Below are 21,663 nucleotides of genomic sequence, written 5' to 3' on the forward strand. Positions count from 1 at the left end.
ACCGATGACCATTGCCTGCTTGCTGGCCAACACACTGACGGCCTGCTGTCGCGCCAATGCCTTGCCAGAGCCCGAAGGCCTGACAGCTTGATCTAAGGGAAAATAAAACTGAACAAATGGACCAAAGAGCAAACGCTTTTTGGTCCATTTGCTTTCTGAAGATTGAATTAAGTTTCAAGGGCCGGGTTTGAATGTCCGGTAAATTGGTGATAAGTAAGCTATTCCAGCCGGTTACGAGAGATTGGTGAAAGCCGTGTGGTGTTGGGCTGGAACCTGTAGTCTTGTTTGTTGAGTATGTATGATCGAAGTGCCCAGACCAATTCTGGCCGAATTCACGTTACGCCGAGTGATTGCAGGCGTTGGTTTCCCGCCTTTGTTGGCCAGTGCGTTCCAGCCTTTTCCGGCCATCTACCTGACCTATCCCCAGCGGCTTGTTTTCTGGATCGGTGTACTGGGATTGGCCCTGTGCGTGACCTGGATCGTCAGACGCGTGAGCCGGAAATTTTTCGCAGAAGCCCATTTCAGCTGGCGTGACATTGCGCTGGTTTTCTTCATTCTGGTTCTGTTCGTGCCATCTATGTGGCTTATGTCATATCTGCTGTTCTCTGCCGGGGGGCAACAGGCGCCGGATGTTCTGGCGGTGGCCCCTTATGGTGCCCTGTTTGCAACCGGGCTGGTCCTGGTGCGCGGGTATAGCCACGTTGATGAGCCGGTGCAGGATCAGATCGAGCCACCCTCGCCACGCCTGACCAAGCGTTTGCCAGAGTCGTTTTCCGGTCAGATCTATCGACTGACAGTCCGCGACCATGCGGTTGATGTGGTGACTTCAGCGGGGACATTCACCATCCGATCCCGCCTGACCGATGCGATCGCCGAGATGGAACCGGTACCCGGCCACTGTACGCATCGTTCCCATTGGGTGGCAGACGATGCCATTGTCGGGGTTGAAAAGCTGGACGGAAAAACCTTCTTGCGTCTGAAGAACACCGATCTGGTTCCGATCAGCCGAAAATACAAACCGGGGCTAGAGCTAGACGGCCTTATCTAAGCCACTCTATCTGGGCATTGGAATGACCCGAGGATGCGATCCGGTGAGTATGGCTATGGCCTGACCATCCATCAAAGCGTCCAGTGTATGATCCGAACTGCGTAACCCGCCAGTATATGTGCCGTAGGCCGGTAGGATCAGCCGCGTCTTGTCCACCAAAAAGGCGGGCCGGGTGATGGTTCGACCTCGCGCGTTCAGACGTGCTTTGGGGTGGTAGTGGCCTGACACCTCGGCTTGCGCTGGTGCCTGCGCGATATGGCGGAAAGTCAGCGGGGCAATCTTACACTCGGACAGATGCGTACCGCCCAGATCAATCGGGCCAGGGTCGTGATTACCCTCGATCCAGATCCAGCGCCGACCAGCCTGCAGGGCCGTGATATCACGCTGTTCAGCCGCTTGCATTGCGGCCGAAGCTTTCAGATCGTCGAAGCTGTCGCCCAGGCAGATCACGGTGGCAGGATTGGTTCTGGCAATATCCACAGCAAGCCGGGTCAGGGTTTCTTGACTGTCATAAGGCGGCAGACTCGGGCCGCCCCGCCGAGCGATGCGCTCAGACTTGCCCAGATGCAGGTCGGATACGCACAGCAATTGCTGATCCGGCCACCACAGGGCCCCTGATCCTAATGCCTTCAGAGTCTGCCCCGCAAATGAAAACGCCACTTCGTTCATGATGCGTTCTTTGCGTGTTTCACCTCCGGACGCAAGCCGTATCAATCAGGTGGTAACCCCGCCGCCTTCAACAGACGTGCGCTTTCTTCTGCCAATAGCCGTTCTTCGGCCGCGCCCTTGACCGGAACCTTGCCGACCTCAAGAAACAAAGGGGCGGCAAGAGGCGATACGCGATCCAGCCGCAGCAGATCAATACGGTCTCCGATCCGGGCGATCATCGCTTCGATCCGCCCGAAATCCACCAGCCCGCGCATGGCCTCTTCGCGGGTGATCTGCATCAACAAATGATCCGGGTCGTATTTCAACAAGGTGTCATAAAGGATATCCGACGAGAACGTCGCCTGACGACCGCTTTTGCGCTGACCGCCCATGTTCCGTTCGATCAGCCCAGCAATCGTGGCCGAGGCGCGAAAGGTCCGTTTCATCACGGCATTTCCGGCCAACCAAGTCTCAAGCCCGTCACGCAGGGCATCCAGTTGAAACAGTGGCCGCGGGTCGGTCACTGCATCCAGCCCCCAGATTAGTGTGGCATAATCGGTTGCGACAAAACCCAGCGGGGCGAGCCCGGTTTCCTCCATACGTTTGGTCAGCAATAGGCCCAGCGTCTGCTGTGCGTTGCGGCCAGCGAAACCGTAGACGCACAGATTCTCGCGCCCGTCATTCGGAAAGCTCTCGATCAGCAGCCGGTCGCGTTGAGGCAGGCGAGACATGTCGCGCTGCAGAGACAGCCAGTCGGCAGTGTGTTTAGGCAGTTGCGGCCAATCCGGCTGGGCAAACATCCGCAGAATCCGGTCGCTTAACTGCGTCGAGGTGGCGAATTTCGTGCCCGCAAAAACAGCAACTTTTGGTTTTCTGTCCGCACGGCGGCTGACCTCAACCACCATCTCGCGCAGGCCCTCATAGCGGACAATCTGCCCCCCGATCAGAAAGGTATCTCCGGGCGTTAGCGAGGCGGCAAAGGCCTCTTCCACTTCACCCAGCGGTTTGCCTCCGCGGTTGCGTTTCAAACGTACCTTCAGCGTGTCGGTGTCCTGAATGGTGCCCAAGTTCATGCGGATACGCTGCGCTGCGCGCGGGTCGCGCAGCTGCATTTGTCTGTCTGCGCGCTGTTGCAAGCGCTGCCAGCGATCATAGGCGCGTAGGGCGTAACCTCCGGTCGCGCAGAATTCCAGACAGGCGTCGAATTCATCGCGTGACAGACGCGCGTATGGCCCCGCTGTGGTCATTTCCGTAAAAAGCGCGCTGGCGTCGAACGGGCCTGCCGAAGCCGCTATCAAGATATGCTGGCATAGCACATCGCGGGGGCCAGAGCCGCGCGGTTCACCGTCCAGATCATGCGCTCTGGCGGCCTCAAGTGCCGCGACGCATTCCACCACCTCAAAGCGGTTGGCAGGTACCAGCAGGGCCTTGGAGGGCGCGTTGTAGCGGTGGTTTGCCCGCCCGATCCGTTGCACCAATCGTTTGACATTTTTAGGCGCACCAATTTGGATCACAAGGTCCACGTCACCCCAATCGATGCCAAGGTCCAGGCTGCCGGTACATACTATGGCGCGCAGGTCGCCCCGCACCATGGCGGCCTCGACCCGCTCGCGTTGCTGCCGGTCCAGACTGCCGTGGTGAATGCCGATGGGCAGGCCGTCATCGTTGGCAAGCCACAGATTGTGAAAGAAAATTTCGGCCTGCGCGCGGGTGTTGTGGAAAATCAGCGTCGTCTTGTGTTGCTTGATCTGCTCGAGCACCGCCGGGATCGAATAAGCAGCGCCACCACCGGACCAGGGGGGCATTTCCTGCGTTTCCAGCATGCGGATATCCGGATCAGGTCCTGGGTCGGCCTGCACAATCTGACAAGGGTCCGGGTGCCGGGCCAGAAAGCGCGCGATGGCCTGCGGGTCCTCGACCGTAGCTGAAAGACCGACCCGGCGCAGGTCAGGGCACAGGGTTTGCAGCCGCGCCAAGGCCAGCATCAGCTGATCTCCTCGCTTGCTTTCGGCCAATGCGTGGATTTCGTCGACAATCACCCGTTGCACCCCCGCAAACATCCGAGGTGCGTCCTCGTATGAGGTCAGCAGGGCCAAGCTTTCAGGGGTGGTCAGCAAAATATGGGGTGGGTCTACACGCTGCCGCTTTTTCTGCGTGGCCGAGGTGTCGCCGGTGCGGTCTTCGATCCGAATGGGAAGGCCAATCTCATCGGCAGGGCCGCGCAGGTTGCGGCGGATATCAGCGGCCAGTGCCTTGAGCGGAGACACATAAATCGTGTGCAACCCCTCATGCGTGCCATCTGCAAGTTCCGCCAATGTCGGCAAAAACCCGGCCATTGTCTTGCCGCCCCCGGTCGGCGCGATCAGCAACGTGGCCGGGTCCAAGGCCCGGTTGAACATATCTTGTTGATGGGGGTGAATGGACCAGCCCTTGGCGGCAAACCAAGATGTGATCCGGGCGGGAATCTGCGTCATACGCGCAGATTACCCGGCCCTTTACCGAAATGGCACGGCGTTATTTGACGATGGTCTCGTCCTTGACGAACATGTTGGACCATGCGCGGTCGATCAGGTCAGGGCTCATCTGATAAGGGATGCCCTCAAACTCGCAGATCGAGATCATCTGGTCGATCAGGAAGATCGGCTGATAATTCGCATAGATATTGTTGATGGTCGGGTATTTAACCTTCAACAGATGGACCAGAGCAGCCTCGTCAAGCGGCATGCCGCGTTTGCGCGCCACCATGGCAAAGATTTTCAGGAAGTTCTCCTGGTTCGGGCCGTCGATCTTGATCTTGAAGAAGATCCGGCGCAGGGCCGCTTGGTCGAAGATTTCATTCGGGTGGAAGTTGGTCGAGAAGATGACCAGCGTGTCGAAGGGAACTTCGAACTTTTCACCCGACTGCAGGCCAAGGATATCCTTGTTCTCTTCCAGCGGAACAATCCAACGGTTAATCAGGGCCTGCGGTGGTTCCTGCTGACGGCCAAGGTCGTCCACGATGAAGATACCGCCGGTCGATTTCAACTGCAAAGGGGCCTGATAGGTTCGCGCTGTGGGGTTATAAACCAGATCCAGCATACCCAGCGTCAATTCACCACCTGTAACCACGGTTGGACGTTCGCACTGAACATAGCGTGTGTCGAACCGTTTGCGGCGGCGCAGGCTGTTGGGATCGTCTGGCTCCTGTTCAATCGCAGTATGAACGATCGGGTCATAAACCGTAATCACCTGACCGGCATATTCGATGGCGAAAGGCACATAGACATTATCGCCCAGTGCATCGCGAATCCCGTTTGAAATGGAGGATTTACCGTTGCCCGGAGGGCCATACATCAGGACCGAGCGACCGGCGCTGACCGCCGGGCCCAATTGATCCAGCAGGCTGTCGGGCAGAACCAAGTGGCCCATTGCGCCAATCAGCTGGTCGCGGGTCACCTGAATGTTGCGGATCGACTGGCGTTTCACCTGTTCGCGGTAGACGTCCAGCGGTACGGGCATGGCGCCGAAATATTCTGACTGGCTCAACGCGTCCAGTGCGCGGGCCTTGCCGGCATCAGTCAGCTGATAACCCATCTCATTGCCGCTGTTGGCATTCAGGGTGCCGGTGGCCTCGATCAGTTTTTGCTCGCGGGCCATGTCGATCAGTTCCTGCGTGACGGAGCCCGGCAGACAAATCGCCACGGCGATCTCGGACACGGTGTCTACATTCTTGCGAAAGATCGTTTTCAACATGATGTCGCGCATCATGACGATGGGCAGTCTCATTTCGCCCAAACCCTTTGGGGCAGGGGGGGCCATTACCGAAGTTGTCTGCATATTCATGAGCGTCGCCCGTCTATCCAGTATTCACGCCAATGGCCCCAAAAAGGGCCGCTTAGGGGAAATCTGGCCCGGCTTTGTGGCAGTACCAAGGCGGCGACAAGGCGCGTTAATGATAGTTTACGAACCGTAAACAGTGCCTAAGATCAGGTAAATAGCCAGGCTGCCACCAAGAGGCAGGCCCATTGGAAAGTGCTTCTTCCTGTTCCAGCTTTCCCAATTTGGCGCAACGTTGCGCAACGCGGTATGCATGGCCAGTCGATGCGTGACAAAGGCAGCAAGCGTGGTGGCTGCCAGAATAAAAATCACCAGAACCCAATCCCCAGACCAGACAAAAGGTGAGGCGGCGGCCATGAACTTGGCATCCCCGGCACCCAAAACGCCAGCGGCATTAAACAGAATACCCAAGATCAGCACGGTCACAATATGCAGCAAGTGCCAGACATAAGGGGGAAGTGTCACCGAGAACGACCAGATCGTTAGTGAGGTCCACTGGGTGGACCACGGGGGCAGCACAAACAACCCGACAATGGCGAAAATGACGGCCAGCGCAACAACGGCGTGGTTCTTGATCAGCATGTCCCGCAAGTCTGTGAACGCCACGTAAAAGCAGATCGGCAGAACAAACGGAAGAAACCACAGCGCAGCAAACGCGGGAATACTCATCAATCAGGCATCCTCAAGCGCGCGCAGCGAGCGGACAGCCTCGTCAAAATGCTGTGGATGGGTGGCAATGGCTTCGCGGAACAGGTTTTTGGCTGTCGCCACATCCCCTTGCTTGACCGCAGAGATACCCATCGTGTTCAGCAGCCTGGCGCGTTCCACCTGTGTCATGGGAACAACCGGCAGGCTGTAATTTCCTTGCGCAGCCCGGGCCAGAACCAGATTGTTCTTGGCGGTGAACAGGGATTTGTCCTGACGGATCGCCTCGGTAAACAGGCGTTCGGCTTCGGCAAACTGGCCGCGTGTCAGCTTGGAATAACCCCAATTGTTCATGACACCACCGGGGCGCGTGGTCAGGCCGACCGCGGTTTCATAAAAGTGGTCTGCGCGTTTCCAATCCTGTTTGGAGTCTGCGACCACCGCTTCAAGCCGATACCGTTTGAAGGTTTCATAAGTGGGTGGAATGGTATCCAGAACCGATCTGGCCTGCCCCCAATTGCCGGCACGGACAAGCGCGTCAGCATATTCGAGCTTGTCGACGTTTCCGGCGCCTTTCATCGTCGTCACCTTTTTCCAGGCGGCGACGGCTTCGGTCGACCGTTTCGCACGAGACAAGGAAATCGCCAGTCCCCGCTGCAGGTCGATCCGACCCGGATTTTTGGCGGCGGCGCCTTGAAAGTAGGTGACCGCCTCATTTGGATCGGCGGCGGTCAGCAAGACCTCGTTCAGGTTGGTCTCGTCAATGACGTTGACCTCCTGATAGGTACGCTCGACCTTTTCTTCCTCGGTTTCTTTTTCGCAGGCAGAAAGGATCAGCCCGCACATCACGATTGGCGCAATCAAGAATTGTTGGCGCATTTTTTGCGTCCCTTACTGCTCTTGCCTGTTTTACGGGAGCTTGCGCAGCTTGAATTGCCCGTCGCCTTGCTGCTCCAACGTATATTCTTGTTCTTCTGCCGTAGTATTAACAGGATTTTCCATTTTTGCGAGCGCTAAGCGCAGATTGTCCCGGATTGCGTCACTTTCGCCATTGTCCAGCGCAAAGGCCCGCTTGAAAACCTGCGCGGCCTCGGGATATTCGCCCTTTTCGACCAGCACCACGCCTAGATTGTTCCAAGCAACTGGCCAGTCAGGATTGTCCTTGACGGCCCGTCGCAGTAGGGTTTCGGCCTGTCCTAGACGCCTGAGTCCTAGATTGGCCGTGCCCATCGCCGTCAGGATTTGTGTTGTCATCCCCTGATCCAATGCGGCGCGGGCAAAAGAATCCAGCGCCAGCTCGTATTCCCCGGCGGCCATCAACCGGTTTCCCACCGTAATTTCGTCCGCCCTTTGACCTTTAGGGTCAATTCCGGGGACGTCCAGATCATCTGACGACCCTGTCTCAGTGCAAGAGGCCACCATGGCGATCACCATGGCGGCCTTTAGCATGTGGCGTATACCGACGTGGATGCGCCTGAAGCCTACTAAATTTGGGTTATTAATTACCCGCCGCAAAATCAGCGATTCCTTTTGCCGAAGGTCCGACCAGAATAACCAGCAAAGGCGGCACCGTCAGGATCATTGTGGCAAGAGTCATCTTGGTTGGCAACTTGTTCGCGGCTTCTTCGGCGCGCATGACCCGTTTGTCGCGCATTTCGCCAGCGTAGACCCGAAGCGCTTCGGCGATCGAGGTGCCGAACGTCGCGGACTGGATCATGACGGTCACGAATGAGCTGACATCTTGCACGCCGCAGCGGGTTCCGAAGTCACGCAAAACCGTGTCCTTGTCCTTACCAGCCTTCAATTCATAAGCGACAATTTCGAACTCTTGCGCGATATCGGGGTAGGAGGCCTTCATCTCACGCGCAACCCGTACAATGGCTTGATCCAGAGATTGTCCGGCCTCGACGCAGACCAGCATAAGGTCCAGCGTATCGGGAAAACCGGCGACAATTGCTTCATTACGTTCGGCAACACGCCGGGTGATCCAGTAGCGCGGCAGAAAATATCCTGCACCTGCCGGAATCAGAACCCTAAGAGCCATCTGTTGACCGGTGAATTCCTGGCCACCCGACAGTACGGTAACCAACATGACGCCGACCAGAATGCCGATAATACCCAGCGCAAATTGTGCAAAGTGGAAGAACCGCACAGCATCCTTTGAATGATATCCGGCTTGCCGCAGCTTTAGCTGCATTGCCGACAGTTCGGCTTCGTTTTGCGGCTCAAGGAATGTCGCGAACTTTTCAAGCTGCTCGTTGCGGCTGGTGTTGCGAAGCTTGTCCTTTTTGGATTTCTTATCGTGTTTTGGTGCGGCAGTGGATTTTTGCAGCTTTTTCAGAGGGTCCTCTGGTTGGTTCAGCATCAGAGTGACAGCGATTAAGATCATCGCCAGACCCAAAACGCCGATCACGATAAGTGGACCGAATTCGCCAAGGTACTGTTTGATCAGGTCGTTGATTGGGGCCAGAACTTCCATTGCGATTCCCTCAGACCTTGATGTTGGTAAGAACGCGCATCACGATCAGGTTCACCGTCAGCATGATGCCCACGAAGAAACAGGCCGGGATGAACAGGGGATGATCAACCACGTCGTCATAGTAATTGGGATCTGTCACCATGATGAACAGCAGGCAGAAAAGGGGAAACCCTGACAGAAACTTGCCGGACCATTTTGCCTCGGCGGTGATCGCCTTTACACGCCGGAAAAGGCGGAAACGGGCGCGGATCACCTTGGCCAGACCAGCCAGAATTTCAGCAAGGTTACCGCCTGACTGTTGTTGGATACCCACGGCCACCGCCAGAAAGCGAAGGTCCTGCATGTCCAGACGTTCAGCCAGATCACTCAGCGCCTCACCCACGTCCCGGCCATAGGCGCATTCGTCGGCAATGACACCGAACTCGGTTCCCAGTGGGTCCTGTACTTCGTTTGCGACAATCTGAATAGACGACACAAATGGGTTGCCCACGCGCAGGGATCGGACCATCAATTCAACCGCGTCAGGCAGTTGCTCTTCCATCATGCCCATGCGTTTACCGGCCTTCCGGCTCACCCAGGTGTAGACACCGCCAACACCGATAAAGACCGACAATGCCACCCGCAGAACCATTTCCGTTGCGGTGCCGACGCTCAGGCCGACGAAAGCAAAGCCTGACAAAAGGATCATGACCATGATCAGTTGTTTCGGGGTGAAGGCAATAGCTGCCTTCTGCGCTTTGTCAGCCAACAGCGAATAGAGCGGGATGCTCTGCGTTTTCATATGCTGCTGCATTTCCTTGCGCAGCTGTTCCAGCACTTGTTCCCGCCCGACACCTTTGTCGAGCATATCCAGACGCCGATTTACACGGCTGTTCAGGCTGATGGATTTGCCGAAAGCCACCAGGTAGATGCCTTCGACTAGGGCGAACACCGCGACGAAGATCACGACATAGATGAGCGCCTCAACAGGCAGTTGCATTGCCAGATCTCCTACATATTCGTTGGTTCATAGACCGAAGCGGGCAGGTCAAAGCCCCACAGGCGGAAGCGCTCAGAATAGTGACTGCGCACGCCGGTCGCTGTGAAGTGACCGATGATTTTGTTGTCCGGTGTTAGTCCAACACGTTGAAATTTAAAGATTTCCTGCATCGAAATCACATCGCCTTCCATGCCTGTAATCTCGGTGATTGAGGTCATCCGACGCGAACCATCCTGCAAACGGCTGGCCTGCACGATCAGGTTCACAGCTGACGAAATCTGGCTTCTTACCGCTTTGATTGGCATTTCGATACCGGCCATCGCGATCATGTTTTCCAGGCGCGAAATCCCGTCGCGCGCCGAGTTGGCGTGGATCGTGGTCATCGAACCGTCGTGGCCGGTGTTCATGGCCTGCAACATGTCGATCACCTCGGCGCCACGCGTCTCACCCACGATAATGCGGTCAGGACGCATACGCAGGGCGTTTTTCAAACAGTCGCGCGGGCTGACCTCACCTTTGCCTTCGACGTTTGGCGGACGGCTTTCCATCCGACCCACATGGGTCTGTTGCAGCTGAAGTTCCGCCGTATCCTCGATTGTCAGGATGCGTTCTGCGTCATCGATGAAACTGGACAAGGCGTTCAGCGTGGTGGTTTTACCCGAACCCGTACCACCTGAAACGATGATGTTCAGACGGGTTGACACGGCGGCCTGAAGATAAGCGGCCATTTCTTCGGTAAAGGCACCGAAATTCACCAGGTCATCGATGCCCAGCTTGTCTTTTTTGAACTTACGAATTGAGACCAGCGATCCATCCACGGCAATCGGCGGCACCATCGCATTGAAACGCGAACCATCAGCCAAGCGAGCGTCAACGTAAGGGTTGGATTCATCGACACGACGTCCCACAGCGGACACGATCTTGTCGATGATCCGCATCAGGTGCTTTTCGTCTTTAAAGGTGATGTCGCTGATTTCCAGCCTACCGTCGCGTTCCACAAAGATCTGTTGCGGACCGTTGACCAGAATATCGTTGACGGTATCGTCCTGCAGCAAGGTCTCTAGCGGGCCAAGACCCGTCACTTCGTCATACAGTTCCTTGTTCAACTGCGAGCGGTCCTCGCGGTTCAGAACAATGTTCCGGGTTTCCAAAATTTCGCTGACAATCGAGCTGATTTCCGCGCGCAATTCAGATTCGCCTGCATTTTCGAGCGCCGCTAGGTTCAGGTTTTCCAACAGTTCGCGATGCAGTTCGATCTTGATCTCGCCAAGGCGTTCCTTGCGCTTGCGATCGCGATCTCCGGCCACCGGTTCTGCCGCCTTTTTCTGCACGGGCCGTCGAGCGACGGCATTAGCTGTGGGCTTTTTTTCCGCAACAGGTTCAGGTGTCGCGGCCGGAGTTTGAACCGGCTGCGCTTCGGGCTGTTTCTTGTAACGTGAAAACACGGCGGCTCTCTCCCTTTAGGACTGGTTACGCGGCCTCAGCGTCGCTGCTGCCCAAACTATGAAGCGATTTCGCAAGCTTCGCGATTTCGCGACGCAGCGGATTCTTGGCGGCTGCATTGGCCAGCGGTTGTCCGTGGTCGCCACTCTGCATGACCGGCTTGCCGCCATCCGGCAATTGCAGGTCAATGGAGATCCCCAGGCTTTCACCCATTCGTTTGACCCGGCTTTTGCCGTTCAGATCGGTAAATTTCGGCGCCCGATTCAGAGCAAAGCGCAATTTGTTGAAAGGCAATTCCTCGGCCTGCAGCGCACGTTTCAGGCGCAGCGCGTTCTGAGCCGAGCGCATGTCCAGTTCAATCATGGCGAAATACACATGTGCGGCCTGAAGAACGGTTTCAGACCAGTGAACCAGCGTCGAGGGCATGTCCACGATCACATAATCAAAGTTCCGGCGGGCTGTTTCGATCACGCGCTGAATATCTTCGGGTGTGATCAGATCGAGCGGAACCATGTCCGATGGCGCTGTCAGAACCTGCAGTTTCTCTTCATAGGTTTGCAACGCTTGAGAAAATACGTCGTCATCCATCAGCGATGTGTCCGAAAGCATTTCAAAGACAGTTTCGCGCCGTGGTAAATCCAGATAGGTCGAAACTGTGCCGAATTGCAGATCCAGATCCAACAGACAGACTGATGGCGCGTCTTTGTCCGATACGGTGGCCAATTCCCAGGCCAGATTGACTGCCATAGTGGTGGAACCGACGCCTCCGGCAAGTCCGTGGACCACAAAGAGGGCCCCTTCTTTCGATTCACCTTGCGCCAAAGGTGCAGCGGCCTGCTGTACTGCAACTGGATCGGGCTGGTTCATCCGGGCGATAGCTTCCTGCAATTCGCCTTCGGGCAGAGGGTAGGGGACGAACTCGTCCGCGCCTTTGCGCAACAGTTGGTGCAGAGACGCCGGAGTGACGTCTTCGGCGATTAGGACGATTTTTATCTTCTTTTCTTTGGCTCGCGTGATGATCTCACCCATCAAGGACAGGTTGTCCTCATCTTCGCCGTCAATCGCTAAGGCGACAAACTCCAAAGAATCGGCATCAGGTTGGCTGAAGAATGCCAGAGCTTCGGCAAAACCGAGATCACCCCATCGTTCTCCCAGTGCAACCTCCATATCTTCGATCAGAAGGTCGAAATTCTGGACGTCACGGCTGATGGTGCAGGCCAGAATGGCGTTTTTATCATCTTGTGGCGATGCGCTCGTCATTAACACAATCCTTGTCGCGAGAGCCGACCAACCCAGAGAACCCGAGGATTCTGTCTGGTTCGCTCTTGCCCCGTCGCGGCCAGATTTGGCCGCAGGTCACCTAATTGTTGAAAATTTGGCTTGGAACTTAGGCAAGATTTAGGCGCAAAAGAACCAATTGTAGGGAAATGGGCGACGATGTCGCCCAAATCCGACTTATTGTTCGGTTGTATCGCCAACTCGTGTTTGGCTACGCAGTTGCCCCTCGTATGTCGCGCTTTGTACATATTCGCGATAGACGATGGCGGCATACTTGCCGTCCAGAACCAGCGGGTTGCGATCCACAAAGCCCGAAACCTCGGTCACGGTGCGGCGGTTGCGCCGATCGCGATTCGGGGTATCGATCAACGGGCGTGACTTGCCGAAGGAAACAACAGCCTCGAGACGTGAGCGCGAGATGCCCTGCTGTGTCAGGAAGGCAACCGCCGCATTGGCGCGTCGCTGACCCAGTGCCTTGTTGTAACCTGTCGAACCGACGGCGTCGGTATGGCCATAGACCCGGAACCGCGCTTCGGGGAACTGTTTGATCCACGCAGCCTGCCGCAACAGAACCCGCTGAGCCGTTTCGTCCAGCTTTGCGCTGTCAAAGGCAAAGTTGATCTGCGTCGGAACCTCGGCCGCGAACCGCTGACCCAGGATTTGGGCATAGGTCAGTTCGCCGTTCATGACCTGGGTATTGTTCAGGGTCGCATTCCCGAAAGCACCTTGATCAACTTCATACCCGGCTTCACGCGTACAAGCGGCGACAGCAACCGAAAGACCCAGTGTGATTATCCACTTCTGCATTGGTCCTATCCTCCTATCAATCCAGAACGTAGCCGTAGGAGCTGCCAAAGTCCTGCTTGGCCACTTCCGAGGCTGCGCCGGCACCCGGGCGCGTTGTACGACCGACTTTGCCGTTCACGAACAGATCAAATTCGCTGGGCGGTTTGACCCGATCTGTTGGCAATGCCAGCGCTTCACCACGTGTCGGCGAAACCAGATGCGCAGTGATTATGATAACCAGTTCGCTTTGTTGGCGCTGGTATTCCGCAGAGCGGAACAACGCTCCCAGCACCGGAATATCACCGACCCAGGGAACTTGGCTGTTCAGGTCTGCAAAGTCATCTTGAATCAACCCCGCGATTGCGAAGCTCTCACCATCTCGCAATTCAACCGTCGTGCTGGTCTGACGAGTGACAAAGCTAGGAACTGTATCGCCTTGGATAGTAAAGTCTGAACTGGTGTCAATGCTGGACACGGCGGCGGCAAGCTCAAGATTGATCAGATCGCCATCCACAACGCGTGGAATAAAGTCGATTTCAACGCCGAACGTCTTGTACTCAATGGCAATAACACCATCTTCTTGCGGCACCGGAATGGGAACTTCACCGCCGGCAAGGAAGGTTGCTTCCTGACCCGACAGGGCAGACAGGTTTGGCTCTGCCAGACTGCGGGCAAGACCTTTGGCCTCCAACGCTTCCAGCAGCAAACGCACCTGCGTCGATCCGGCCCCAAAGCCGAACAGGATGGCACCTGTATTTGTTTGAAGTATGGGGATGTTGTCGTTCAGTGCGTTGGCCAGAGCACCCGCATTGTTGAGGGTGTTGAAACCACCTGTCACGTCACCGCCGCCGAAGCCCAGCGAAGCGGTCAGGCTTTTGGCCACCGAGCGGTTCATCTCGGCAAAGCGTACTTTCAGCATGACTTGCTGTACGCCCCCAACTGACATCAGGTTCGAGACACGCTCGGGCGCGTAACGCTCGGCCAGTTCCAGCGCCCGCGCCAGTTTTGCGCCGCTGGAAACCGTTCCCGAAAGTACGATGCCATCATTGGCTGTGCGCACTTCGATCTGTTCACCTGGCAAAATCTGAACCAAACGCTCTTTGAATTCAGATACATCCGGCGATACGCGAACCCGAACATTTGCCAGCAGGTTACCCGCGCCGTCAAACAGGGTCAGCGTGGTCAGGCCCGGAGCCTTACCCAGCACATAAATAGTGCGATCCGAAAGCGACGAGATATCGGCGATGCCGGCATTAGCAATGCTAAGTTCGGCGAAAGGTTCTTCGCTTTCCACCACAATTGCGCGGTTCATCGGAACGTCCAGCGTTTCCGCTGAACCATTCTTTACCACGCGCAAAGTTTCAGCCCAGGCCGTATGGCCGACCGGACCAACTATAAGCGCCAACCCCATAAGGGTTGCGCTGATCCAAGTACGTATTGTCATGTGACCTGCCTCTCCGATCACGCCTCGTTTTTTGGGTCTATGCCCTATGTTAGGTAACACTGCGCGAATTACGAATTTATTGCAATAATCAAGGGTTTCTGGAATTTTCCTTATGTGGACAATGCGCAACATGCATAACGAAACAAGCCGCGCAGTTGGCGCGGCTTGTATTGGTAAATCTCTGATTTAACGTCAGTTTGTGCAAGGAATTTCGGTTTGCACAATTTCTCCGCTACGTCGAACTCTCGTGTAGCATTTCCGTTCTTCAGCCTGAACCGGGGCGGGGGCTGCTTCTTTGATTCCCAACAGTTTTCGCTGGTCCACTTCAACCGCACTTGCAATTGTGTCGTCCTGCACCCCAACTAAGGCCAATGACAAGCGACCTGTGTTCTGTGCTTGGGCCAAAGCCGCGATTTCTTCTGGGGTGGCAGCTACTGTCACAGTACGCGCAATTGTTGTGCCCGTCAGATCTGATCCCGCTGACTGGTCAATCGCGACCAATTCGATGTTGGTCTGAATCAGGCGGGTGATTTCGCCGACTCCAGCCTGAAGGTTGCTGTTAACGGTTCCGGTCCAATACACATCTACACTATCACCAGGGCGCAAAAAGCCCGAAACACCAGACGCGACATCAACGCTGATCGCAAAAGCGCGTTTACCTTTTTCTATCCGTGAGGTCAGACCTGCAGCCTCCCCAGGATTGGTGACTTTGACCTCCATGAGGGCCTCGTCTTTTTCCATCGCTCTCAGGACGAATCGGTCACCTTTTGCGTCTTCGGGAAACAAAACTGCCATGTCCACGAAGCTGCCTTCCGGGATTGCTTCGTCAGGCCAGTTGACCACGCGAACGTCTTCCTTGGTCAGGCGCTCTCCGTATTTCATGGCTCGGTTGGATACGAGAACGCCAGTGGTTCCTTCCAGGGCGGCATTTTCCAACGCTTGTTGCGCGGCCAGGCGTTCTCGGGCGAGTTGGTCCTGATGCTGTGCGATGTAGTCGCGCGCCAAATAGACGGCGCCTCCGGCCAAAGCCACCCCGACAATCAGGACAAGTCCAAATACTGCACGCATTCACGTCCCCTCGTATTGTTCTATTTTGGTTTGTTCGCCGTGACATTACGACGAAGTCCAGTCCTGCGTAATGTTAAATTGTGTCGAAAAGGGGGACAATCTCGATTAATTTCGTGATTGTAATTCCGCACTCATTCTGAGGCGTTTCCGCATCAGGGGCTGGTGGCAGAAAACTTTGTGCGAATGTCTTGAACCTCTACCGCAGAGACTGCGGCACCATTTTTTGCGTCCAGGCTTTGCACAGGATCTGCGATGTAAAGACCGATGAAAGAACCAAATCCAACCAGCATGGCTGTCAGCACGACCCAATCAACCGTTACGGCCCCGTCTTCTTGGCGAGAAAATGTTGCAAGTCTCTTCAGCATGGGAGCACCACTTTAGGGATATTGCATAAAAAGAGGGGCCAAGCCTAAGCAAGCATGGCCCCACCATATAAATCTCTACTGGCGTTTCTATTAGCCGCCGGTGGTCGTCGTGCCGAACTTGGTTTTGATGTCTTCAACCGTGGTGCCGTTGATTTCGGTACCGATTTTGCCCGACAGAGCTGCGGTGCCATCACCGATCGCGCTGTAAGCAACTGCGGCCAGGCCAACGATAGCTGCAGTCAGAACGACCCAGTCAACTGTTACGGCGCCGTCTTCGTCTTTGCGGAAGTTCTTGATGAACTTGATCATGTTACGTCCCTCCTAAAGGATCAAAAGTCAAATAAACCTCGGGGTCTATCAGAGCTTTCTCTCTCAGTCCGCTCCCGACCGTCTCGGTATGGCACTATGATTGCCTGTCAGGCGTGGCAGGAATTGGGCTAAACACCATTTTTTTTCTTTTCCGCTTAACTTTTTGGTAGTTTTTCCTTCAAGCTATTGAAAATAAACAAATAAAAGTTCGTTACCGATTGGGGTGTTCTGTGTTGCCGATGCAAAATTGCGCCAAATGAGGCGAAATTGCCCCATTTCGACGTGTTTCTCTGGCTTTACAACGGGATTCGCGGTTCAAATCCCGTAAAAGAAAAAACATGAGGCAGGCAAAATGAAACTCCGGGACGCAATGATCTGCGCCGGCACGTTGGCTTTGATAATGTCAGGGCCCTTGCCCGCTATCGCGAATGAAGTTGAACCCAGGGGCGTATATAAAAGAGTAAAGCCCCCCAAACCGGGGACGCGACCCAAGATAACTGTTCAGATTTCGCCCGAAGAACATGCATCGGCGCCCTTCGCGCCCAGCACCGGGGCCGAGCTCGTTATTCCTGAGATCGTCAAACGCGCCAAGGTTGTACCCCCAAGTGTTCCAGGGACTGGATCGCGAAACAAGCCGGTCGGGTCTTACAAGGCTTTCTGGGATAAAATCTCACCTGCTTTGGCCGAAGCAGGAGCCTGGCGGTTGGATGCAGCCATAAACGCGCTGGCCGCGACCAATGTGGCCTCACCACGTTTGCAGACGCTCCAGAACATTGCGCAACAACAAGGGATCGAGATTCTGCGCTCGACCGTAGGAACAAATGTATCGCCGGCTTTGGTGCTGGCCGTGATTTCGGTTGAATCAGCAGGTCGTGAGAATGCGGTCAGCTCAGCCGGGGCGCAGGGGTTGATGCAGTTGATGCCAGCCACCGCCAAACGATTTGGTGTTAAGGACAGCTTGCAGCCGTCTCAGAATATCTCGGGCGGTGTGAAATACCTGAACTGGTTGATGGAAGAATTTGGAAATGATCCGATCCTGGTGCTGGCCGGATATAATGCGGGTGAAGGTGCTGTGCGCAAGCACAGCGGAGTTCCCCCTTATGCCGAGACGCGGGACTACGTGCCCAAAGTCCTTGCGGCCTTTCAGATCGCCAAGGCCCTTTGTTCAACCCCACCCGAGCTGATTTCGGATGGCTGTGTGTTCCAGACATTGAATTGAAAAGGCCCGCCAGAACTGGCGGGCCTTTTCAATCTAGTGGATTAGTTGACGATCTTGGCCTCGGTGGCGGCGCGAATCTCGTCTTCGGTTACACCTTCGGCGATTTCGACGATCTTCAGGCCACCGTCGACCACATCCAGAACACCCAGATTGGTAATGATGCGATCCACCACTTGTTTTCCAGTCAGGGGCAGGGTGCATTTCCTCAGCAGCTTGGACTTGCCGTGCTTGTTAGTGTGATCCATCACAACGATCACGCGGCCGACACCGGCCACAAGGTCCATCGCACCGCCCATGCCCTTGACCAGAACGCCGGGAATCATCCAGTTGGCCAGATCACCTTCCTCATCAACCTCCATAGCTCCCAGAACCGCTGCAGCGATCTTACCGCCCCGGATCATCGCAAAGGATGTGGCGCTGTCGAAATAGGACGTGCGCGACAATTCAGTGATCGTCTGTTTTCCTGCGTTGATCAGGTCGGGGTCTTCTTCACCTTCGAACGGGAAGGGGCCCATGCCCAGCATGCCGTTCTCGGATTGTAGAGTGATGTCCTTATCACCCACATAGTTCGCCACCAGCGTCGGAATCCCGATGCCGAGGTTCACATACATGCCGTCTTCCAGCTCTTGCGCCGCGCGGGCGGCCATTTGATTGCGGTCCCAGGGCATTATGCTTCCTCCTTCTTGCGGGTGGTGCGCTGTTCGATGCGTTTTTCGTGATCGCCCTGAATGATCCGGTTCACGTAGATGCCGGGCAAGTGGATCTGGTCGGGATCCAGCGAACCGCGTGGCACGATCTCTTCGACTTCGGCGATGCAGACCTTGCCGCAGGTCGCTGCGGGCACGTTAAAGTTGCGGGCGGTCTTGCGAAAGATCAGGTTGCCGGTGTCGTCGGCCTTCCATGCCTTGACGATGGCCAGATCGGCAAAGATGCCTTCTTCCATGATATAGGTTTCGCCGTTGAAGTCCTTATGCTCCTTACCCTCAGCTATCACGGTGCCTACACCTGTCTTGGTATAGAAGCCGGGAATACCGGCACCACCGGCACGCATACGCTCAGCCAGAGTGCCTTGCGGGTTGAATTCCAATTCCAACTCACCCGCCAGGTACTGACGCATGAATTCCGCGTTCTCGCCGACATATGAGCTGATCATCTTTTTGACCTGCTTGGTTTGCAGCAAGATGCCGATGCCGAAATCATCGACGCCCGCATTGTTCGAGGCAAAGGTCAGGTCCTGAGCGCCCGACTCCTTGATCGCCTCTAACAGCAATTCAGGAATACCGCACAGGCCGAACCCGCCTGCTGCGATCATCATGCCATCCGACAACACCCCATCAAGCGCTTCGGTGGCATTGGCATAGACTTTCTTCATGGAAAACTCCCCCAATGACATGGTGATGGGCAGGTTGTGCCGCCACGTCACGGGGAAGTCAACGAATCCAAGGGGGTGGTGGTATTTCTACCTAGCCACCCTTAGGTGGCCGCCTTCTTGGTTGTTTTCTTGGCTGCCGCTTTTTTCTTGGGTGCGGCCTTTTTCTTGGTGCCCTTCTTGGCAGCCCGCTCATTGACCAGCTCAATGGCCATTTCCTGCGTCACGTCTTCGGGCTTGATATCCTTGGGAATGGTGGCATTGACCTTTTCCCACTTCACGTATGGCCCATACCGCCCATCAAGAACCTGCATTGCGCCGCCATCGGGGTGCTCGCCCAGCTCTTTTAGCGGTTTGGCAGCGGCCCTGCGTCCGCGCCCCGGATTGGCGCGCTTCTCGGCCAGCATTTCAACTGCGCGGTTCATACCGATCTCGAACACATCGTTGGGGTCTTTGAGGTTGGCATAGACCGGTTTTGCTTCCTCGGGCAATTGGTGCATCAGATACGGTCCAAACCGCCCAAAATTCGAGCTGATCATACCGCCCTCGGGGTGTTCGCCGATCTGGCGGGGCAGGGACAGCAACGTCAGCGCCTTGTCCAGATCCATGTCATCCTTGCTCCACCCGCGGGGCAGGGACGCGCGCGGCGGCTTCTTGTTCTCGGGCGTGGGTTCGCCGCGCTGAACGTAAGGACCGAACCGGCCGGATTTCAGCCAAATGTCATCGCCCGCATCCTCACCCAGCAGACGTTCGTCGCCTTCGGCCCCTTCGCCCGCGATGGGACGGGTATAGGTGCATTCGGGATAGTTGCCGCAACCCACAAACCCGCCCGTGCGCGAGGTCTTCAGGTGCAGTTGTCCCACGCCGCATTTCGGGCAGATACGCGGATCAGACCCATCCTCGCGCGGGGGGTACAGTTGCGGCGCCAGTGCCTCGTCCAACTTGTCCAACACCTCGGAAATACGCAATTCCGATGTCTCGCCAATGGCGGCTGAGAAATCACGCCAGAACTTGCCTAGCAGTTCTTTATAGTCGCGGCCACCGGCGCTGACATCATCCAGCTGTTCCTCCAGATTGGCTGTGAACTCATAGCCCACATATTGTCGAAAGAAGTTCAGCAGAAAGATCGTAACGATCCTGCCTTTTTCTTCGGGAATCAGACGGTTCTTGTCCTTGCGTACATACTCCCGGTCCTGAATCGTGGTCACGATCGAGGCATATGTCGAGGGGCGCCCGATCCCCAGCTCTTCCATCCGTTTGACCAAGGTGGCCTCGGTATAGCGCGGCGGCGGCTGGGTGTGGTGTTGCAGGGCCAGAACGGATTCGTTGTCGGACAGGATGGCGGCCTTGTCCTCAGCCTTGGCGCACTGATCTTTCAGCGATGTCTTGGCAAATGGTGCTGGATCACCCTGCATGATCTGCGGCAAGCGCTTCTCGTCGTCATCGGCCACATCATCGCGGCCCTCTTCATACACGCGCATGAAGCCGTCAAACAGCACCACCTGACCGGTGGCACGCAGGCCAACCTGGCCATCGGCGCTGCCTACCTCAACTGTAGTTCGCTCCAATCGCGCAGCAGCCATCTGACAGGCGATGGTTCGTTTCCAGATCAAGTCATACAGCTTGCGCTGATCCTCATCCGTAACCTTCAGTGCCTTGGCATCCCGCGCCATGTCCGTTGGGCGGATACACTCGTGCGCTTCCTGTGCATTCTTGGCCTTGTTCTTATACATGCGTGGGCTGTCCGGCACATATTCCGCGCCATACCGGTCGGCAATTGCATCGCGGGTGGCGGCCACGGCTTCGGGCGCCATATCGATACCATCCGTCCGCATATAAGTGATGTAACCCGCCTCATACAGCCGTTGCGCCACCTGCATGGCATGGCGGGCACCCATGCCAAACTTGCGGCTGGCTTCCTGTTGCAAGGTCGAGGTCATGAACGGTGCGCTGGGGTTGCGCGCGGCGGGCTTGGCTTCGACCGAAGTAACGCTGAGCGCGCGGCTGGTGATCGCCTGAACCGCCATTTCCGCCTGAGTGGCATTGGCCAAGTCATGCTTGTCCAGCTTTTTGCCCGCCAGAGTGACCAAGCGTGCCTCATAGGTCTGACCACGTGGCGTTTCAAACAGGGCACGTACCGACCAGTATTCGACAGGTTTGAACGCTTCGATCTCCATCTCGCGCTCGACGATCAGGCGCAGACAGACCGATTGCACACGTCCTGCCGATTTCGCGCCGGGCAGTTTACGCCACAAAACCGGAGACAGGTTGAACCCGACCAGATAGTCCAGCGCGCGGCGGGCCAGATACGCCTCGACCAACGGCATGTCGACCTCACGCGGGTTCTGCATCGCCTCGGTCACCGCGTCTTTGGTGATGGCGTTGAAGGTCACGCGGCTGACGGGCGTATCCTTTTTGATCGAACGGCGCTTGGTCAGCGCCTCTTGCAAGTGCCAGCTGATCGCCTCACCCTCACGATCGGGGTCAGTGGCAAGGATCAGGGCATTGTCTTCCTTCAGCGCGTCGGCGATGGCTTTGACATGTTTACGGCTGTCGTTGCCGACCTCCCATTTCATCTCAAATTCATGCTCGGGGTCGACGGAACCGTCCTTGGGGGGCAGGTCGCGAACATGACCATAAGATGCCAGGACAGTGTAATCAGGGCCAAGGTATTTGTTGATTGTTTTGGCTTTGGCCGGGGATTCTACAACAACAACAGGCATTTAATGGGAAACCTCGCTCGACGGATTGGGCGCCTTCTATGATC

The 21,663-nt window shown here is 56.2% G+C and carries 20 protein-coding genes; 2 read left to right on the plus strand and 18 right to left on the minus strand.

Going from position 1 to position 21,663, the window contains the following annotated elements:
* Positions 1-307 precede the first annotated feature (307 nt).
* Positions 308-1,048: a LytTR family DNA-binding domain-containing protein gene (locus ACR0B8_RS18350; RefSeq protein ID WP_480659324.1), complete on the plus strand. Its 741-nt coding sequence runs from the start codon at positions 308-310 to the stop codon at positions 1,046-1,048.
* Between the two features lie 6 nt (positions 1,049-1,054).
* Here ACR0B8_RS18350 and pdeM read toward each other — a convergent pair whose 3' ends face one another.
* The 15 genes from pdeM to ACR0B8_RS18425 form a co-directional block, all read right to left on the minus strand.
* Complete coding sequence (gene pdeM, locus ACR0B8_RS18355) at positions 1,055-1,717, minus strand: ligase-associated DNA damage response endonuclease PdeM (RefSeq protein ID WP_170362501.1); 663 nt, start codon at positions 1,715-1,717, stop codon at positions 1,055-1,057.
* A 41-nt stretch (positions 1,718-1,758) separates the two neighbouring features.
* On the minus strand, positions 1,759-4,170 hold the full coding sequence (locus tag ACR0B8_RS18360; protein ID WP_480659322.1) for a ligase-associated DNA damage response DEXH box helicase: 2,412 nt from the start codon (positions 4,168-4,170) through the stop codon (positions 1,759-1,761).
* A 40-nt stretch (positions 4,171-4,210) separates the two neighbouring features.
* Complete coding sequence (locus tag ACR0B8_RS18365) at positions 4,211-5,518, minus strand: P-loop NTPase family protein (protein ID WP_170351466.1); 1,308 nt, start codon at positions 5,516-5,518, stop codon at positions 4,211-4,213.
* A 117-nt stretch (positions 5,519-5,635) separates the two neighbouring features.
* Positions 5,636-6,181 carry a prepilin peptidase gene (locus ACR0B8_RS18370; protein WP_170351464.1) on the minus strand — a complete coding sequence of 182 codons (546 nt, stop codon included), beginning with the start codon at positions 6,179-6,181 and terminating at the stop codon, positions 5,636-5,638.
* A gap of 3 nt (positions 6,182-6,184) precedes the next feature.
* Entirely contained in the window at positions 6,185-7,036 is an 852-nt protein-coding gene (locus tag ACR0B8_RS18375; RefSeq protein WP_170362504.1) for a tetratricopeptide repeat protein, read from the minus strand.
* A 30-nt stretch (positions 7,037-7,066) separates the two neighbouring features.
* Complete coding sequence (locus tag ACR0B8_RS18380) at positions 7,067-7,606, minus strand: tetratricopeptide repeat protein (protein ID WP_226689821.1); 540 nt, start codon at positions 7,604-7,606, stop codon at positions 7,067-7,069.
* A 49-nt stretch (positions 7,607-7,655) separates the two neighbouring features.
* Positions 7,656-8,636: a type II secretion system F family protein gene (locus ACR0B8_RS18385; protein ID WP_170351461.1), complete on the minus strand. Its 981-nt coding sequence runs from the start codon at positions 8,634-8,636 to the stop codon at positions 7,656-7,658.
* Positions 8,637-8,646: 10 nt separating this feature from the next.
* Complete coding sequence (locus ACR0B8_RS18390) at positions 8,647-9,615, minus strand: type II secretion system F family protein (protein WP_170362505.1); 969 nt, start codon at positions 9,613-9,615, stop codon at positions 8,647-8,649.
* An 11-nt stretch (positions 9,616-9,626) separates the two neighbouring features.
* Entirely contained in the window at positions 9,627-11,060 is a 1,434-nt protein-coding gene (locus ACR0B8_RS18395) for a TadA family conjugal transfer-associated ATPase (RefSeq protein WP_170351457.1), read from the minus strand.
* A 25-nt stretch (positions 11,061-11,085) separates the two neighbouring features.
* Positions 11,086-12,318, minus strand: coding sequence for a CpaE/TadZ family protein (locus ACR0B8_RS18400; RefSeq protein ID WP_170351455.1), 1,233 nt, complete (start codon positions 12,316-12,318; stop codon positions 11,086-11,088).
* A 195-nt stretch (positions 12,319-12,513) separates the two neighbouring features.
* On the minus strand, positions 12,514-13,143 hold the full coding sequence (locus ACR0B8_RS18405; protein ID WP_226689820.1) for an OmpA family protein: 630 nt from the start codon (positions 13,141-13,143) through the stop codon (positions 12,514-12,516).
* A 16-nt stretch (positions 13,144-13,159) separates the two neighbouring features.
* Positions 13,160-14,566 (minus strand): type II and III secretion system protein family protein, encoded by a 1,407-nt coding sequence (locus ACR0B8_RS18410; protein ID WP_170351452.1) that lies wholly within the window; start codon positions 14,564-14,566, stop codon positions 13,160-13,162.
* Between the two features lie 192 nt (positions 14,567-14,758).
* The gene (cpaB, locus tag ACR0B8_RS18415) at positions 14,759-15,634 is read right to left on the minus strand and encodes a Flp pilus assembly protein CpaB (protein ID WP_170362506.1); all 876 of its coding nucleotides are present in this window, start codon (positions 15,632-15,634) and stop codon (positions 14,759-14,761) included.
* 152 nt (positions 15,635-15,786) lie between these two features.
* Positions 15,787-15,999, minus strand: a complete 213-nt coding sequence (locus tag ACR0B8_RS18420) for a hypothetical protein (RefSeq protein WP_170362507.1) — start codon at positions 15,997-15,999, stop codon at positions 15,787-15,789.
* Between the two features lie 90 nt (positions 16,000-16,089).
* The gene (locus tag ACR0B8_RS18425; protein ID WP_170362508.1) at positions 16,090-16,308 is read right to left on the minus strand and encodes a Flp family type IVb pilin; all 219 of its coding nucleotides are present in this window, start codon (positions 16,306-16,308) and stop codon (positions 16,090-16,092) included.
* A gap of 352 nt (positions 16,309-16,660) precedes the next feature.
* Between ACR0B8_RS18425 and ACR0B8_RS18430 the strand changes: the two genes are divergently transcribed.
* On the plus strand, positions 16,661-17,527 hold the full coding sequence (locus ACR0B8_RS18430; protein ID WP_480659319.1) for a lytic transglycosylase domain-containing protein: 867 nt from the start codon (positions 16,661-16,663) through the stop codon (positions 17,525-17,527).
* Between the two features lie 41 nt (positions 17,528-17,568).
* Here ACR0B8_RS18430 and ACR0B8_RS18435 read toward each other — a convergent pair whose 3' ends face one another.
* The 3 genes from ACR0B8_RS18435 to topA form a co-directional block, all read right to left on the minus strand.
* Positions 17,569-18,195 carry a CoA transferase subunit B gene (locus ACR0B8_RS18435; RefSeq protein ID WP_170362510.1) on the minus strand — a complete coding sequence of 209 codons (627 nt, stop codon included), beginning with the start codon at positions 18,193-18,195 and terminating at the stop codon, positions 17,569-17,571.
* Positions 18,195-18,899 (minus strand): CoA transferase subunit A, encoded by a 705-nt coding sequence (locus ACR0B8_RS18440; protein ID WP_170362511.1) that lies wholly within the window; start codon positions 18,897-18,899, stop codon positions 18,195-18,197. The genes ACR0B8_RS18435 and ACR0B8_RS18440 overlap by 1 nt, the downstream gene beginning before the upstream one ends.
* A gap of 101 nt (positions 18,900-19,000) precedes the next feature.
* Positions 19,001-21,619 (minus strand): type I DNA topoisomerase, encoded by a 2,619-nt coding sequence (gene topA / locus ACR0B8_RS18445; RefSeq protein ID WP_226689819.1) that lies wholly within the window; start codon positions 21,617-21,619, stop codon positions 19,001-19,003.
* Between the last annotated feature and the right edge of the window lie 44 nt (positions 21,620-21,663).

This window comes from Ruegeria sp. BH6 (assembly GCF_056538105.1).